14 protein-coding genes are annotated in these 16,641 nt (G+C 40.6%); 9 read left to right on the top strand and 5 right to left on the bottom strand.

Going from position 1 to position 16,641, the window contains the following annotated elements; all coding sequences use genetic code 11:
* The 3 genes from ACM0OR_RS17350 to ACM0OR_RS17340 all read right to left on the bottom strand — a co-directional run.
* Nucleotides 1-876, bottom strand: an 876-nt coding sequence (locus ACM0OR_RS17350; RefSeq protein ID WP_414577678.1) for a tetratricopeptide repeat protein, incomplete at its 3' end; no start/stop codon positions are given.
* Nucleotides 877-1,148: 272 nt separating this feature from the next.
* Nucleotides 1,149-2,645, bottom strand: coding sequence for an aldehyde dehydrogenase family protein (locus ACM0OR_RS17345; protein WP_414577677.1), 1,497 nt, complete (start codon nucleotides 2,643-2,645; stop codon nucleotides 1,149-1,151).
* Between the two features lie 125 nt (nucleotides 2,646-2,770).
* Nucleotides 2,771-3,475: a cyclase family protein gene (locus ACM0OR_RS17340; RefSeq protein ID WP_414577675.1), complete on the bottom strand. Its 705-nt coding sequence runs from the start codon at nucleotides 3,473-3,475 to the stop codon at nucleotides 2,771-2,773.
* Nucleotides 3,476-3,840: 365 nt separating this feature from the next.
* On the opposite strand from ACM0OR_RS17340, the gene ACM0OR_RS17335 reads away from it, so the two are divergent.
* From ACM0OR_RS17335 to ACM0OR_RS17315, 5 genes are all read left to right on the top strand, one after another.
* Complete coding sequence (locus tag ACM0OR_RS17335; RefSeq protein ID WP_323268168.1) at nucleotides 3,841-4,413, top strand: COP23 domain-containing protein; 573 nt, start codon at nucleotides 3,841-3,843, stop codon at nucleotides 4,411-4,413.
* 96 nt (nucleotides 4,414-4,509) lie between these two features.
* Nucleotides 4,510-5,319 carry a S1 family peptidase gene (locus ACM0OR_RS17330; RefSeq protein ID WP_414577673.1) on the top strand — a complete coding sequence of 270 codons (810 nt, stop codon included), beginning with the start codon at nucleotides 4,510-4,512 and terminating at the stop codon, nucleotides 5,317-5,319.
* Complete coding sequence (locus ACM0OR_RS17325) at nucleotides 5,306-6,115, top strand: S1 family peptidase (RefSeq protein WP_414577671.1); 810 nt, start codon at nucleotides 5,306-5,308, stop codon at nucleotides 6,113-6,115. Before ACM0OR_RS17330 ends, ACM0OR_RS17325 begins: the two co-directional genes overlap by 14 nt.
* A 35-nt stretch (nucleotides 6,116-6,150) precedes the next feature.
* Nucleotides 6,151-6,870 carry a hypothetical protein gene (locus ACM0OR_RS17320; RefSeq protein WP_414577670.1) on the top strand — a complete coding sequence of 240 codons (720 nt, stop codon included), beginning with the start codon at nucleotides 6,151-6,153 and terminating at the stop codon, nucleotides 6,868-6,870.
* Between the two features lie 136 nt (nucleotides 6,871-7,006).
* Entirely contained in the window at nucleotides 7,007-8,536 is a 1,530-nt protein-coding gene (locus tag ACM0OR_RS17315) for a tetratricopeptide repeat-containing serine protease family protein (protein ID WP_414577668.1), read from the top strand.
* A 273-nt stretch (nucleotides 8,537-8,809) separates the two neighbouring features.
* On the opposite strand, the gene ACM0OR_RS17310 is transcribed toward ACM0OR_RS17315, so the two are convergent.
* Complete coding sequence (locus ACM0OR_RS17310) at nucleotides 8,810-9,430, bottom strand: Uma2 family endonuclease (RefSeq protein ID WP_414577666.1); 621 nt, start codon at nucleotides 9,428-9,430, stop codon at nucleotides 8,810-8,812.
* Nucleotides 9,431-9,547: 117 nt separating this feature from the next.
* On the bottom strand, nucleotides 9,548-10,951 hold the full coding sequence (locus ACM0OR_RS17305; protein WP_414577664.1) for a protein kinase domain-containing protein: 1,404 nt from the start codon (nucleotides 10,949-10,951) through the stop codon (nucleotides 9,548-9,550).
* A 239-nt stretch (nucleotides 10,952-11,190) separates the two neighbouring features.
* On the opposite strand from ACM0OR_RS17305, the gene ACM0OR_RS17300 reads away from it, so the two are divergent.
* The 4 genes from ACM0OR_RS17300 (at nucleotide 11,191) to ACM0OR_RS17285 (ending at nucleotide 16,639) form a co-directional block, all read left to right on the top strand.
* Nucleotides 11,191-12,405 carry a glycosyltransferase gene (locus tag ACM0OR_RS17300; protein WP_414577662.1) on the top strand — a complete coding sequence of 405 codons (1,215 nt, stop codon included), beginning with the start codon at nucleotides 11,191-11,193 and terminating at the stop codon, nucleotides 12,403-12,405.
* A gap of 164 nt (nucleotides 12,406-12,569) precedes the next feature.
* On the top strand, nucleotides 12,570-13,472 hold the full coding sequence (locus tag ACM0OR_RS17295) for a cation diffusion facilitator family transporter (protein WP_323268175.1): 903 nt from the start codon (nucleotides 12,570-12,572) through the stop codon (nucleotides 13,470-13,472).
* Nucleotides 13,473-13,793: 321 nt separating this feature from the next.
* Complete coding sequence (locus ACM0OR_RS17290; RefSeq protein WP_414577660.1) at nucleotides 13,794-16,052, top strand: ATP-binding protein; 2,259 nt, start codon at nucleotides 13,794-13,796, stop codon at nucleotides 16,050-16,052.
* Between the two features lie 131 nt (nucleotides 16,053-16,183).
* Nucleotides 16,184-16,639, top strand: coding sequence for a response regulator (locus ACM0OR_RS17285; protein WP_323268177.1), 456 nt, complete (start codon nucleotides 16,184-16,186; stop codon nucleotides 16,637-16,639).
* Nucleotides 16,640-16,641: the final 2 nt, after the last annotated feature.

Below are 16,641 nucleotides of genomic sequence, written 5' to 3'. Positions count from 1 at the left end.
GGCTTGGTTGTAGTATTTGAGTGCCTCTTGCTTTTCTCCTAATGAGTCGTAGACACCGCCAATATTGTTGAGGGTGGTGGCTTCCCCTTCCCTGTCCTCCACTACCCGGAATAGGGGTAGGGCTTGATTGTAGTATTTGAGTGCCTCTTGCTTTTCTCCTAATGAGGAGTAGACTAAGCCAATATTGTTGAGGGTGGCGGCTTCCCCTTCCCTGTCCCCCACTGCCCGTGTTAGGGGTAAGGCTTGGTTGTAGTATTTGAGTGCCTCTTGCTTTTCTCCTAATGAGTCGTAGACACCGCCAATATTGTTGAGGGTGGTGGCTTCCCCTCTCCTGTCCTCCACTGCCCGTCTTAGGGGTAGGGCTTGGTTGTAGTATTTGAGGGCTTCTTGCTTTTCTCCTAATGAGTAGTAGACTAAGCCAATATTGTTGAGGGTGGTAGCTTCTCCTCTCCTGTCCTCCACTGCCCGGTATAGGGGTAGGGCTTGGTTGTAGTATTTGAGGGCTTCTTGCTTTTCTCCTAATGAGGAGTAGACACGTCCAATACCAAGAAGGGTAACGGCTTGCCAAGTTTTATCATCAATTTGCTGCCACAGTTTTAAGGCTTCCAACCATTTCTCTCTTGCCTGTCGCAGTGATTCTGCTGTCCCTTGTTGATAAAGTTTCAACCCCTCTTGTGTCAGTTTGTCCGCAGCAGCGCGAGTGGCATCTTGTTTTGTGTTTTCTGGTTGCTGTGCTATCTGCAACCTTTGATTTCTCTGGGTTGCTCCCACTGACTCCGATAGCAAAACAGCACTCAGCAAGAAAATTAAACTGTGGCGGGTGACTTTTGCTAGCCAGCACCAACATAACCCTTGAGACTTTACACTCCTCTCCATTCTTTAGCCTCACAGCCTCAATCAGTGATTAGTTACAGCCCTATCCTGCCGATATTAATTCCCTCTGTTGGTAAAATATTTAATTGTCGCCAGTGATATTGCTGAAACTTTAATGTTGATTCTACTGGGTATCACTAGCGAACTCATCCGTGGTTGCAGTTTTGGTAACGGGTTGCTTGGGGTGGGGACTGGAAAATGAGATTTACAGTAAAAATACCCCCGAATTTCCGGAAAATTCGGGGTTTTAGGGAAGTTGCAAATGGGGAAATTTTTTATCCACGATTATCTATTTGGGCGCGTTGCAAGTTGCCAGAAAAGTCAACATAAACACTTTTCCACTCAGTGAAAACCTCTAAGGCAGTCGTTCCTGCTTCCCGGTGGCCGTTACCTGTTTGCTTGACACCGCCAAAGGGTAAGTGTACTTCTGCGCCAATGGTAGGGCCGTTGATGTAAGTAATTCCAGCTTCTATATCGCGCATAGCAGCAAAGGCGCGGTTGATGTCGCGAGTATAGACTGAGGAAGACAGACCATATTTGGTATCATTCAGGATAGCGATCGCTTCCTCAAATGTACCCACCTCAATTAATACCACCACAGGGCCAAATATCTCCTCACGAGCCACCCGCATATTTGGTGTGACGTTATCTAAAACTGTAGGTTGGAAAAAATAACCCTGTTTTAACTCCCCTTCCGTGGCAATTTCCCCACCAATTAATATTTCTGCCCCTTCCTCACGGGCAACTTTCATATAATCGTTTACCCGTTGCAGTTGTCTGTGATTAATTATCGGCCCGATATCTGTCTCAGGGTCATTACCAGCACCCAAACGTAACTTACCAGCACGTTCACACAGCATCCTCGTAAACTTTTCTTTGATATCACGATGTAAAATCAAGCGGCTGGTAGCTGTACACCTTTGACCGGTTGTGCCAAATGCACCCCACACTGCACCATCTAAGGCCAGCTCTAAATCTGCATCTTCCATCACCACCTGGGCATTTTTACCACCCATTTCTAAACAGACACGTTTGTGAGTCCGTCCGCAAGTCGCACCTACATACGCACCAGTTTCTGATGAACCAGTAAACGAAACTAAATCAATATCTGGATGTTCAACTAAAGCTTTCCCAACTTCTTCACCCACCCCATGCACTAAGTTAATCACTCCTGGCGGTAAACCTGCGGCGGCGAAAATTTCAATTAATTTAGTAGCACAGGCGGGGGTATCTTCAGCAGGCTTGAGAATTACCGTATTACCACACACCAAAGCCGGCATTGCTTTCCAGCAAGGAATCGCCATTGGGAAATTCCAGGGAGTAATTAAAGCACAGACTCCAATCGGCATCCTCACAGTCATAGCAAACTTGTTGGGCATTTCCGAAGGTGTCGTTTGCCCAAACAGTCGCCGTCCTTCCCCAGCCGTGTAAAAAGCACAGTCAATCCCTTCTTGCACATCACCCCTAGCCTCAGTTAACGGTTTACCCATTTCCAGACTAATTAACTGTGCCAATTCTTCCTTATGCTCACCCAATAATTCCCCGACGCGAAAGATGTATTCTGCCCTAGCTGGGGCTGGAACTTGCCGCCAACGTCGGTAAGCTTGCCTAGCAGCAGCAACTGCAAGGTCTACATCCTCAGCTTGAGAACGGGGGAAAGTAGCCACAACTTCAGTTTTATTCGCAGGGTTGTGACTAGCCAGGATATTTTCGCCTCTAGCATCCAACCACTGACCATTAATATAATTTTGGCTCTTTAGCGGAGTTATCATCTACCTATACCAATATTCTCAAACAAGACAAAATAAAATCTAATTTTCTCAATTACGAATTACGAATTACAGGTTATCGTCTACTAGAGAAAATCGCAGGCAGATAGTCAAGACAGACACAAAAATTAAGGGACTAATGCCAACACTCCCACAGGAGAACCAGAACCCCGCCTTAACCTAATCACACCGATAGCTAAGGTAGTCCCTTGAGGTGGTAGTTGGTCTAAATTGGCGAGATTTTCTAACACAATACCTTGTTGCGCCAATACGAGGCGGTTAGTAGCAAAACTATGATCCTGCCCTGGGTCTACACCATGTGTATCAATGCCTACCCCAGCAATTCGCCGCTCGTTCACTAAGAACTCAGTAGCATCTCTACCAAAACCGGGAAAGTGCATAATTCCTTGCGTATCCTGGTTGAGAAAAGCATTCTTGTCAAGCCATTTAGCTTGCCAACCTGTATGCAGTAGCACTATATTACCAACGGGAATCTCACCGTGTTCTCTCTCCCAAGCTAGAACATCAGCAACCGTCAGAATATAATCAGGATTTATAGCCGCTACTGCACAGATATCTATCACAACGGCACGTACAATTAAAGACTGAGCAGAGTATTTATCAATACCCACACCAGCCTGATAAAAACTGTTAGGAGCATTAATATGAGTGCCGCTATGCTCACCTAAAGAGAAGCAGCGTAGATAATAACCATCATCTTGCAGTTCGGCGACAGGAGTAAATTCTACAGGGGGGTCGCCTGGCCATTGGGGAATATTAGTGTCAATAACATGGCTTAAGTGAATAACGCGTGAGAAAGTAATCGTATTCAAACTCGACCCCCTATACTCACACTTAAATAACCCCCAAAGCTTGTCAAGGCTAGCCGATTGGGGGGCAAATTTTGCAGCAAAAGTGAATTAAGTAATAGTTAACAACTTATTGGTTAATTTTTATATAAAACTAGGTAAATTTTATGTAAAGATTTTCAATACCTTTTAGCGCACTTGAGCTATAGGAATCCGATTTGATTTATAAATAACTCCATGTTAAAGTCACTGACTCCCGAATTGTGTAATTGTATAAATTTTTTGTAAATGTATAACATTCTTGGCAAGAAACACCTATAATTCGCCACCAAATAATTTTACACTTGCAGTAATATACTTATTATTTTTGAGGAAATCTGGCACTAACCATGAAATTAAGGTTATTTTGTCAATCCTTGACAACGTTAGCCATAGCTTTGTTGACTATAAGCATAAGTCAGCCGAGTCATGCTGGAAGTACAACATTCTACTGTGCAAAGAGCAAAGGCGTACCCATAACATTTGCTCGCACCCAAGACGGAAAGAAAGTACCGATAGTTCGTTGGGTTAGTAGTTACTTTCCACCCCCTTGGACGGCTCAACGGCGGTGTGTGGAGGTGTCACGCAGATTTCAGATCAACTACGATAACGGTAGACTCAGACGCATTAAGACTGGGGTATTAAGGGGAGAACCTGTTGTTTGTGCTGCTGTAAACCAAAACAGTTCGTGTACAGACACTACGTTGTTATTTACCCTCAAACGTGGTGTTAATCCTAACGCGGTTGTGCGTAGGCTATTTGACCGCCGTGGTTTGGCTGCTGGTAATGCACTGAATGAAAGTGCTGGTAGTAGTGCAGTAGACATCGATTTTGATATTTATCTGCAAAATACAACTATTGACTCAATTGATGATTCTGTCTCTGAACCAACTAATTCGACATCTGAAGCTGGTATTCCTTAATTCTTAGGTGACAGGGGACAGGAGACTGGGGATAGTTATTCAAAGCCCCTACACAGTTAATGCTATCAGCAGCTAGGGATCAATTCTGAAACTAATATGATTTGGGGCAGTTGGAAAGTAATTGCCTGTATTGGCAGTTTATCAATGCTGTTATCAGCAGATATGAGTGGTTGCGCTAAATCGGCTTCTACTAGTAGCAATATTTCTCATGTAAGTCAAATATCATTAGAAGAATTACGCCATCAAGCCCAAGGAATAACCGTAAAAGTCATGTCAACTGAATTCCTTGGCTCAGGAATTATTCTGACTAAGAGGGGTAAAATTTATACGGTATTGACCAATGCCCATGTACTAAGAGCAGAAAAACCCCCTTATCGCATTCAGACTGTAGACGGTCGGATATATCCAGCAAATTTGTTGCCGGGTGTTCGTTTTGGTAAGCATGATTTAGCTCTATTGCAATTTCAAAGTATGAACGATGACTATCGTGTGGCTGCTTTGGGTTATTCCCCAGTTGTGGGAGATGAGGTATTTGCTACTGGTTTTCCCTTTGACCAAGAGGAACTCACCGCAAAAGATTTCATGTTTACTACTGGTAAGGTGTTGCTAGTGCTGCAAAAAGCCTTAGACGGGGGTTATCAAGTGGGGTATACCAATGAGATAGCAAAAGGCATGAGTGGGGGGCCACTGCTGAATCGTCGTGGTGAGGTTGTGGGTATCAATGGGATGCACGCCTATCCTCTGTGGGATGCACCATCAGTTTTTATTGATGGTTTGCAGGTAGATGAAAATTTACATCAGAGGATTAATCGCTTGAGTTGGGCTGTACCAATGGATAAGGTGGTGCAAATGATCCCAGCTATGTCAAATAAGGCTGATAAGAGGTCAAGTTATGAGGCTCGATAGTAGGCTAGCAACAGCAATATTAGGAGTAGCGATCGCAGTTTTTCCCTTAGAAATTGCGGTATCATTAACACCTCAAGATGTCAGCAATATTGCTAAAAGAGTAACTGTCCTGATTAGTGGGGCAAAACTCGGTTCTGGTGTGATTATTCATGAACAAAACAATACTTACACTGTCCTGACTAATTGGCACGTTGTCGAAGACCTAGGAACTTATACAGTCCAGACTCAAGATCAAAGTTCCCATCAAGTGACACCAAACCTGATTACCCGTCTGCCAGGGGTAGATTTAGCTATCTTAAAGTTTACCAGTCGCCAAAAATATACTGTTGCCACTCTCGGCAATTCAGATGCAGCCATTGAGGGAACAACTGTGTATGTGTCTGGCGCACCAACACCAGTACAAGGTATCGAAAACCGCACGGTGCTAGTTCCTGATGGACGGATTGTGGGGACTTATGCCAAGCCCCAGGATGGTTATGCTCTGATTTACAACAATATTACTTTTCCTGGGATGAGTGGAGGCCCTGTTTTAGATGAAAATGGGCGGTTGGTTGCTATTCATGGCCGAGGCGCACGGGATAAAGAAGGTCAGAAGGTAGGTTTTAATTTGGGCATTCCCATTAACATCTTCACCAATTCCCAGGTAGCTAACAGTCTAAATTTAGGGGTGGTGACAACAACTCCACTACCTCCCAGCAAGCCCCCATCTCCCAGCACGCCCATCACAGGAAGACCACCCACAATCAATGGTTCTGGCACTACAGGATCTAGTGTTTGCCCTGGTAGACGTTGTTAATTGACACTTTCTTTAATCCTTTGAGTTGAAATTCGATGGTTTCAAAATACTTAAAATCTGGTTTTGTGACTTTGCTGGTGATGACAGCATTATTTTCTGCCAATAGTGCGATCGCTCAAACTACCATTGATGAAGATAAGTTAGATTCAGTCAATGGTATGCGTTGGGGTGGTAATGGTTTACCTTTTGATAAAGTTGTCGATATTAAAGACGCTCTAGTTAATACCCCTTTGGGTAAAGTAGTTATTGATCGTCACGGCGAAGATCCTCAAGGAGTTCTCTTCAAAGAACCCTTCGCTAGTCCCAGTCCTGGTAAATTTGTCGTTGTTTCTCTGTGGGGAAGCAAAATTGAAGGGTGTTTTGTGAAATTAGTTGTGCAATCAGCACCAACTGACGGTAAAGCTGAATTAACAGAAATTTCTCCCAAAATGGTTGAGTTAGGGATTGGCGAGCAAATTCTCCAACTCACACGCAGCCCCAACATGAAAGTCAGAGGATTTCAAGGAAACTATACATATACTGTGTACGAGAATAATAGAAACGTCCAACGTTCCAGTACGTGGTATATGAGCGATACGTTATTTGATATCAGTCCTGATGCTGCTAATTTACTCAGAACAGCACCAGCTAAAGAAATTAAGGCGCGTTTAACTTTTGATAATGGTGATACCAAAATCATTCCCATTGGTAGTAGTAACGTCAAACGTTGGCAAGATTCATTTGGGTTTAATAGTTCTTGCAGCGCGCCGAAATAGAGATGTTTGTAGTAAGCACTTTAGTGCTTAGAAAAATCAGGACTAAAGTGCTTACTACGAACATGAGCGTCTTTCCCAGGTTGAAAAGTTTTGATATTTTGTAAATTTACTAATACTTTTAATTAATAAATATTAGATGATGAAATTTAATTATGTACTTGCACCAGCAGTCATGGGAGTAACTATTGCTCTAGTACAACCACAAATTGCTGTAGCACTATCCTCAGCAGAGGTGGCGAAAATAGCTAAGAAAATCACTGTACTAATTGATCATAAAGATGGTTCTGGGACTGGGGTAATTATTAAGAAAGAGGGTGATACTTACACAGTTTTGACTGCCCAGCACGTCATAGCCAATCAAGCTAAATATGAAGTTGTCACTCCAAATGGGCAACGTTATCAACTCAATTACAATACTGTGAAAAAGCTGCCAGATGTAGATTTAGCCGTGGCGCAGTTTACCAGCAGTAAAAGTTATACTATCGCTACAATCGGCAACTCCAATGCAGCCGCAGAAGGTAGTACAGCTTATGTAGCTGGTTTCCCCCAAGCGACAGGAGCAATTTCCAACACAATTTACAATTTCACTGATGGGCGGATTACTGCTAATGCTTCTAAAGCTCTACGTGATGGCTACGCCTTAGTCTACAACAATGTCACCTTACCAGGGATGAGTGGTGGCCCAGTATTAAATGACAAAGGTGAATTGGTAGGAATTCATGGTAGAGGAGATGAAGCGGATATAGAAACCTCGAATATCAATTCCTCAGTTGCTTATGTCAAATCAGGTTTTAATTTAGGCATTCCCATTAATACCTTTTTGCGATTGTCAATTGAAGCTGGGGTAAATGTAGGTGTTGTTCCTCCTAGCATTTCTACAAGCACGACACCGAAAGCAGACGATTTCTATATTCAAGGTGGCGATAAGTACGACAAAGGAGATTTCAAAGGTGCGATCGCCGATTATAATCAAGCAATTCGCCTCAACCCAAAATATCTCGATGCTTACAATAATCGGGGTCTAGCTCGCTATAACGTGGGAGACTTCCCCGGCGCAATTGACGACTTCGAGCAAGCCTTGAAAATTAATTCCCAAGATGCGGATGCGTACAACAACCGGGGTCTGGCTCGCTCTGCTTTAGGAGACAAAAAAAGTGCGATCGCAGATTATGACCGAGCATTAAAAATTAATCCCAACTATGTCATTGCTTACAATAACCGAGGCATTGCCCATAATAGTCTGGATGATAGCAGAAAAGCGATCGCAGATTTCAACCAAGCATTAAAAATTAATCCCAACTATGCCGAAGCCTACGGTGGGCGGGGTATATCTTATTATCAATTGGGCGATAAAAAAAGAGCGATCGCAGATTTTACAACCGCTTTGAAAATTAATCCCAACCTAGCCCCACCCTACGCCAGTCGGGCAATTGCCCGCTTTGATTTGGGAGACACGAAGGGAGCAATTATTGATTTTAACCAAGCTTTGCGGCTCAATCCTAACCTAGCTGGAGCTTATGCTGGACGGGGGATTGCTCGTTATCAATTGGGAGACAAACAAGGTGCGATCGCGGATTTACAAAAAGCTGCTAGTCTCAATTTAGAACAAGGGAAAGTCGATGATTATCAACAGTTATTAGAATTAATTAAAAAGCTTCAGCCGTAGGGAATGGGGATCTATTTCCGTTAGTTTTAGACTATGAAATAGTGTATCTGGTCTAAGAGGCTGTTTGAAAAGTTTTGTCAGGTATCATTTGTCATTCTGAGTGGAGCTTTGCGGAAGGAAGAATCCGCGTTTTTACCGTTATACTGGGATGCTTCCTTCGTCAGCATGACATAAAAGGGGACTTTTCAAACACCCTCTAAAACTCAATCAAAAATGGCTCGATTGGAAAATGTTTTTGTATCAATAACCAATTATTGCAGAAGTGTGATAGCGTCACTGACCTACCTGAAAAATTTGGTCAGCAGTTAAATTTAAATCGGGGAATCTTGGTGATATCAAAGAATCGCCTTGCCTAAACTGCCTAACTTGATATTCACCTTGAACCAATTCATAAATAGATATAGTTGGCTGTTTAGGATTGCCCAAAAATGCCCGTCCGCCCAACGCAGCATAGTCCACAATCCAGTATTCAGGAATACCCATTTCCTCATAATCAGCCAGCTTTTTGTGATAATCATCACGCCAATTTGTACTGACAACTTCAACAATCAACTTCACGCTTGTAGCATTTTCAATAATTGATTCACGTTCCCATCGAGTTTCGCTACTGATAGCGTCTTGATCTAAAACAATAATGTCAGGCTTGTAGCCAGATTTACTCGTAGGTTTGACAATGGATTCTCTAGGAATTGTCCAAATACCACGCTTTCCCATTTGGATGATAGTTAAAACTAATTCCTCAATCAGAAATCCAGTTACATTTGAATGTTTTCCAGTCGGCTTTGGCATTTCAACAATTACCCCATCATGCAGTTCGTAGCGTACCTCTGAGTTTTCTGGTAGCCACTCGATAAATTCATCAAATGTGACTTGTTTGCTTAATGCTTGAATCATAAAATACATCAGATAGTGGTGTAATGAAAATTAAGTTCAGTTAATTTGTAGATGTTTTTCAAGTTAGGCGATCGCTACTATTCTAAAGCCTACAATTATTCTAGAAACCAGAATTTGTTATTCAATTTGAAATGATTGAATCATTTTTTCTGCTATTGGCAAAAATTTATCATAATCATCTATCACTGCTGTATAGGTAATGACATATGCTTGATTATCCTTTAAAGTCCAAACTTGCAGATTCTTTAACCTATTTTTTCCATTTTTACCAGTAAAAACTAATTGATTTGCGCGTTTATTTGCCAGAGTAGCCGTACTTGTATTTACAATATTAGCTTCTGATACAGTATTCTGGATTTCTTTAATAAAAACATCTTTAGATTCATCCAATGTTCCGGGAAAGTCGCCGACATTAATTGTCAGTTTCTCTTGGAATTTATCAGCATCATTTTCTGGCGGTGATAAAAATGTTACTAATTCTTGGGTGAGAATATTTTGGATATCTTGTCTTTCCCAAGCTTGAGGATATTTTATTTTTACACCTGCATTGGCATTTTCATAAATTAATAAATTTTCTTTTGGAGTTATCCCTTGGAATAACAGTAAAACCACAGGAATAATCGCAGCGATGATTCCTACTCCTATCCAAATTTTCCAGGGTGGAGATTTGGGAAGTAGTTTTTGAATGGCTTGCAAAGCTTCATCGGCTGTTTGGTAGCGTTGACGAAAATCATAACGTACCATTTTGTCTAAAACATTGGCTAATTTAGGACTGACTTTTGCTTGGTTATGCCAATCAATTTCTCCCGTCTTAGGGTGTATTGGTAATCCTTGAATGCCAAAATTAGAGAAATTAGTGTCTGTCAAAGCTTGAATACCAATAATTCCGACTGCATAGATATCACTACTTAATTTTGGTACTTGATTAGCCTGTTCACTAGGCATATAACCAGGAGTACCAATAGCAACAGTCATGCTTGTTTGCCCCTGAATATTAGTCTTTTGAACGCTGATTTGTTTAACTGCTCCAAAGTCAATCAATACTATTTTGCCATCTGTATCTCTGCGTCGAATATTAGCGGGTTTAATATCGCGGTGAATTACATTTTGCTGATGTACAAATGCTAAAACTTCGAGAATATCTTTTAAAAGTTTGATGACCTCAGCCTCAGTCAATGGCTGTTTTAGAGGAGGTAATTCTTGGGAGAGGTCGTGACCAGTTATTAGTTCCTGAACTAAGTAAAATTCCTCATTTTCTGCAAAGTGAGCCAATAATTGGGGAATTTGGTCATGTTTTCCTAACTTCTCTAAAGTGGCTGCTTCTAAGTGAAACAACCGTTTAGCTTCTTGTAAGGTGTATGGATCGGTTGAGATTGGTTTAAAATGCTTAACAACGCATTGCGGATTCCCCGGCCGTTGTATATCTTGAGCTATGAAGGTTGTACTAAAACCCCCCCCTCCTAACTGAGTGAGAATTTGGTAGCGTCCACCTACTGTCTGACCCAGCATTAAATTTACCATTTCCCCTAAAAGTAATTTTATTCACTGACTCGTTAATCTTGATTTTTACACATAATCTAATTTGCGATGCTTAACCAAATCCGAAAAAAAGGACTCTGCTTGCTTTCTCAAATGTAAAATACATTTTTGGCGGTGAGGGAGTATCGCAAATGTTTGATTCTTCTTCCTCTACTTTCCTGTCACCTGTCACCTGTTCCCTGTCACCTGTATTTCTAAGTAAATAATATAACAATTATCTTATGACTATTAGCCTGTGTATGATTGTAAAAAACGAAGCGGCAGCATTGCCTCAATGCTTAAGCAGCGTTAAAAATATTGTAGATGAAATGGTAGTGGTGGATACAGGTTCTATTGATCGCACGCCTCAGATTGCCCAAGAATTTGGTGCGAAGGTGCATTATTTTGCCTGGTGTAATGACTTTAGTGCAGCTCGTAATGCAGCTTTAAAATATGTCACTGGTGATTGGGTTTTAGTTTTGGATGCGGATGAGACTTTGACACCAGCAATTGTGCCACAGATTAAGGATGCGATCGCACAAGATGAATATCTGTTAATTAATCTTGTGCGTCATGAAATCGATGCGGAACAATCTCCCTATTCTCTGGTGTCTCGTCTGTTTCGCAACCATCCAGATATTCGTTTTGACCGTCCCTATCATGCTTTAATCGATGATAGTATCTCAGCCATCCTGCAAAAAGACCCTAATTGGGAAATCGGTTATTTACCAGGGGTAGCGATTCTGCACTCAGGTTATCAAAAAAGCGCGATCGCTCAAAATGATAAACACGCTAAAGCCCAAGCTACAATGGAAGGCTTTTTGGCAACTCACCCCCATGATCCCTATGTTTGCAGTAAGTTGGGGGCTTTATATGTGGAAACTGGCAAAGTTAACCAAGGGATGGAATTATTAAAACGGGGTCTAAACTCGGCTCAGATAATTCGCCAGGATAACAAATATGAGGAAAATTACGAAATTTTATACGAACTATATTACCATTTAGGCATTGCTTTCAATCGTTTGAATAATCCTCAACAAGCGATTTCTCATTACCAAGCGGCGATTAAGTTACCTATTTACCCCATACTGAAGTTAGGCGCATACAATAATCTTGGTAACTTACTCAAAGAAAGCGGGGATATCAATGGTGCGAAAAAGGCTTACGAAACAGCATTAAATATTGACCCCTCTTTTGCTATTGGTTACTACAACTTGGGGATGATATTCAAAGGTTTGGGGATGTTTATCGATGCGATCGCAGCTTACCAAAAAGCGATTCGGTTCAAACCCAAATATGCAGAAGCTTATCAAAATTTAGCGGTAGTACAGTTAAAAGTGGGCAATGTACAAGCTAGTGTCACCGCTTTTAAAAATGCCATTCTCCTACATGAGCAAAACAACCCCCCAGAAGCAAATAGACTCCGCCAAGGGTTGCGGGAAATGGGATTGATGTAAGTAGGGCATAAAGCAAATTAATCTCAATAGGTATAGTTATAACTTGCCAATTATAGCCATATATAATTGTTACTGCGTAAGACTTTGATACAATTTATAGGTGTTTAAAAATTGATATTAAAAGTACACTTAAAAGTCACAGAGCTTTATGTCAAAAAATATCTATGACTTACGATAACCGTGCCGAAGTAAGAAAAGTTTTAATTATTACCCTATTTCTCAACTTGTTTGTGCTGGGATTAAAAGCCTTTGTCGGGTATTTAACAGGTTCTCTCAGTTTATTGGCTGATGCTTTGCATAGTGTGACAGATAGTGCCAACAACATTTTAGGACTAGTTGCTAGTCAATTTTCTTCTCCCTACCCTGATCGCGAGCATCCCTATGGACACCACAAATTTGAAGCTGTGGGAGCATTAGGAATCGCTGCGTTTCTAGGGATTGCTTGCTTTGAAATTCTCCAAAGTGCAATTGAGCGTATTTTTAAAGGTGGCGCACCTGTGAGAATCTCTGCACCTGAATTGTGGATACTGCTACTTGTTTTGGGTGTGAATATCTTTGTGGCGTTTTATGAGCGCAATGTGGGTAAGCGCGTCGGTAGCCAAATTTTAATCGCTGATGCTACCCATACCATGAGTGATGTCTGGGTGACAATCTCAGTCATTGGTGGTTTGATTGGGGTTTGGTTTGGTTATCAATGGTTAGATATTTTATTAGCTTTTCCTGTGGCTTTGCTGGTTTTTTGGAGTGGTTGGTCAGTTTTAAAAGAAAGTTTACCTTGGTTAGTGGATCAAATGGCGATCGCACCTGAAGCAATCCACGCCATTGCTACTTCTGTCCCTGGGGTAATTAATTGTCATGATATCGCCTCACGCGGCGTTTTAGGTCGTCAAGTATTCATTGAAATGCACTTAATTGTCAATGCGCCAGATGTAGAAACGGCTCATCGCATCACTGAAGAAGTAGAACGTCAACTAGAGACACGCTTTACCCCAGTCAGAATTTTAATTCACGTCGAGCCACCAACATATGAATCGGAACAAATTAGTTTTGATTCAGGAGAAAGATAGGGGTTTAGGGACTGGAAGCTAGAAAGAAGTAGGTGAAAGAAGAGGAAAATTCATCACTAGTTTACAAAATTTAACTTTTTAAAAGTTAGCATAAACAGAGATTTAATTGTAAATACAGGTATTTTTAACTTACTCCTGTAGTCAGCTATTAGTCATGAGCGCAGATGAAATTAATCACATCTGTATTAGCTTTTATGCTGTGCTTGTAGACTGTTGTGAATCACAGAACCCTACTCTGCTTTGATCAAATCAATCTAGTAACTAAATCAACAGTATATTAGAGTCAGTCTCATATTAAGTCATCATCATGAGGGCTAAAAAGTGAACACTGACAATACTGATACAACATTTGAAGTTGACCTCAGTAACTGTAATAAAGAACCAATTCATATTCCTGGTTCTATTCAACCTCATGGAGTTATTTTAGCTTTAGAGTCAGCAGAATTAACTATTTTCCAAGTTAGTAATAATACATTTAGTTTTTTTGGTATACATCCAGAAAACTTAATTAATCAAAACTTAGATATTTTATTGGGAAAAGAACAAATAAATCTATTAAAAGATTGTCTAAAAAACACTGATTTACCAATTGTTAATCCCATAGAATTTTGTATTAAATTACATGATAAAAGTATAAATTTTGATGGTATTATTCACCGTTCTAACGGGTTTATTATCCTAGAGCTAGAACCAATTTTATCAGAAAAAAATCATGCTTTTTTTAATTTTTACCACTTGGTAAAACTAGCAATGCTAAAATTACAAGCGGCGACAAATGTCTCTGAAATTAGCCAAATTTTAGCAAAAGAAGTAAAAAGAATTACTGGCTTTGATAGAGTGATGGTCTATCGCTTCGATAAAAATTGGAATGGGACAGTGATTGCTGAAGAAAAACCGGAATATCTCACATCATATTTAGGTTTATGTTACCCAGCTTCTGATATTCCTCAACAAGCTAGAAAGCTCTACACTGAAAACTGGCTTAGACTAATACCTAATGTTAACTATCAAGCAGCAACAATTATACCAACAAATAATCCTGTTAATAATCAGCCTCTCAATTTAAGTAGTTCAGTATTGCGGAGTGTTTCACCATTACACATAGAATATATGCAGAACATGGGAGTGACTGCTTCTATGTCTATTTCTATTATCAAAAATAAACAACTGTGGGGATTAATTTCCTGCCATCATCAGTCACCTAAATATGTCCCCTATGAAATTCGTAGTGCGTGCGAATTTTTAGGACAAATGACTTCTCTAGAAATGAGTGTAAAAGAAGATAGTGAAAACACAGAATCTAAAATAAAAGTTAAATCTGTGCATGGCAAGTTAATAGAATATATGTCGCTAGATAATAATTTTATTGATGCGTTAATTAAGCATCAGCCGAATATACTGCACTTAGTAAATGCAGCAGGTGCTGCTGTCTGTTTTAATGATCAATATCATATTATTGGTAAGACTCCAACAACTCAAGATATTCATGATTTAGTAAATTGGATTAGTCAAAATCTGCATGAAGAGATTTTCTATACTGATTCCCTAGCAAAAATTTATCCGGAAGCTGAAAAACTGCGGAATGTCGCTAGTGGTTTGATGATACTTTCTATTTCTAAAAGTCAAAAAAACTATATTTTGTGGTTTCGTCCAGAGGTAGTGCAGACTGTAAATTGGGGAGGTAATCCTCATAAACCCGTAGAGGTAGTAGCTAATGGAAGTGTGCGCTTATCACCACGAAAATCTTTTGATTTATGGAAAGAAACAGTCCTTCTCCAATCCCTACCTTGGAAATCTTATGAAGTCAATGCAGCCATAGAATTACGAAGCGCAATTATTAGTGTGGTGCTGCGAAAGGCTGATGAATTAGCTCAATTGAATATAGAACTAGAACGGAGCAATAAAGAATTAGATGCTTTTGCTTATATTGCATCTCACGATTTAAAAGAACCACTGCGCGGGATTCACAATTACTCTAATTTCTTAATCGAAGACTATGGTGAAATTATCGATGCCGAAGGTAAAGAGAAGTTAATGACTCTCATTCGTCTTACCCAACGGATGGAGGATTTAATTGATTCACTCTTGCATTTTTCTCGGTTAGGAAGAGTGGATCTTTCGATGCAGCCGACTAACCTGAATGATTTGGTACATCGGATTTTAGATATGTTAAACCTACGCATTCAGGAATCAGGCGTAGAAATCCGTATTCCCAGACCACTACCAACAGTGTATGGCGATCGCGTCCAATTAGGCGAAGTCTTTAGCAACCTCATCGCCAACGCCATTAAATACAACGACAAGCCCAACAAATGGATTGAAATTGGCTACTTGGATAATGTACCACGACCAATCACATTCTACGTCCAAGACAACGGCATAGGCATTAAGGAGAAACATTTTGACTCAGTTTTTCGCATTTTCAAACGACTACACAGCCCCAGCAAATACGGAGGTGGTACAGGTGCAGGACTCACTATTGTTAAAAAAATTGTGGAACGGCATGGCGGTACAATTTGGCTAGAGTCAACCTATGGTAAAGGCAGCACGTTCTATTTCACATTACAAGAAACAGAGTAAAAAATTCACAATGGGTATTACTCATTACTCATTACTCAATTGGGTATTGAGCATTCATTGGTTTTTGCCTCCCCTGCTTCCCCTGTCCTCTATCCCCTGTCACCTGTCACCTATCACTACACTCCTTCTTCATGATTGGCAACATCACCCAACCTTTACTAGTAATTGAAGACAGCGATGAAGATTTTGAAGCTTTGCGGCGATTCATTCAAAAAGAAGTCATATTAAACCCTGTGTTTCGTTGTGTAGATGGTGATGAAGCCCTAGATTTTCTCTACCATAACGGAGCTTATAGTGATTCTCAAATTGCCCCACGGCCATCAATTATTTTGTTGGATCTCAATTTGCCAGGTACTGATGGGCGAGAAATTATAGCCCAACTTAAACAAGATCCAGACCTCAAATCTATTCCTATAGTTGTATTTACTACTTCTTCTAACCCCAAGGATATTGAAATATGTTATCAATACTGCGTTGCTAGCTATATCTTAAAACCAATTGATATCAATCGATTAGTAATAACAATTCACAGCTTTTTAACCTACTGGTTAGATATTGTGATTCTTCCTGATGCTGTTAGCAAATAGTC

It is taken from the genome of Anabaena sp. CCY 9402-a, from assembly GCF_963920945.1.
In the GTDB taxonomy this organism is placed as follows: Bacteria; Cyanobacteriota; Cyanobacteriia; order Cyanobacteriales; family Nostocaceae; genus Trichormus; species Trichormus minutissimus.
The sequence above is the reverse complement of the archived record's forward strand: the minus strand, read 5'-3'. Positions and strand labels throughout refer to the sequence as shown.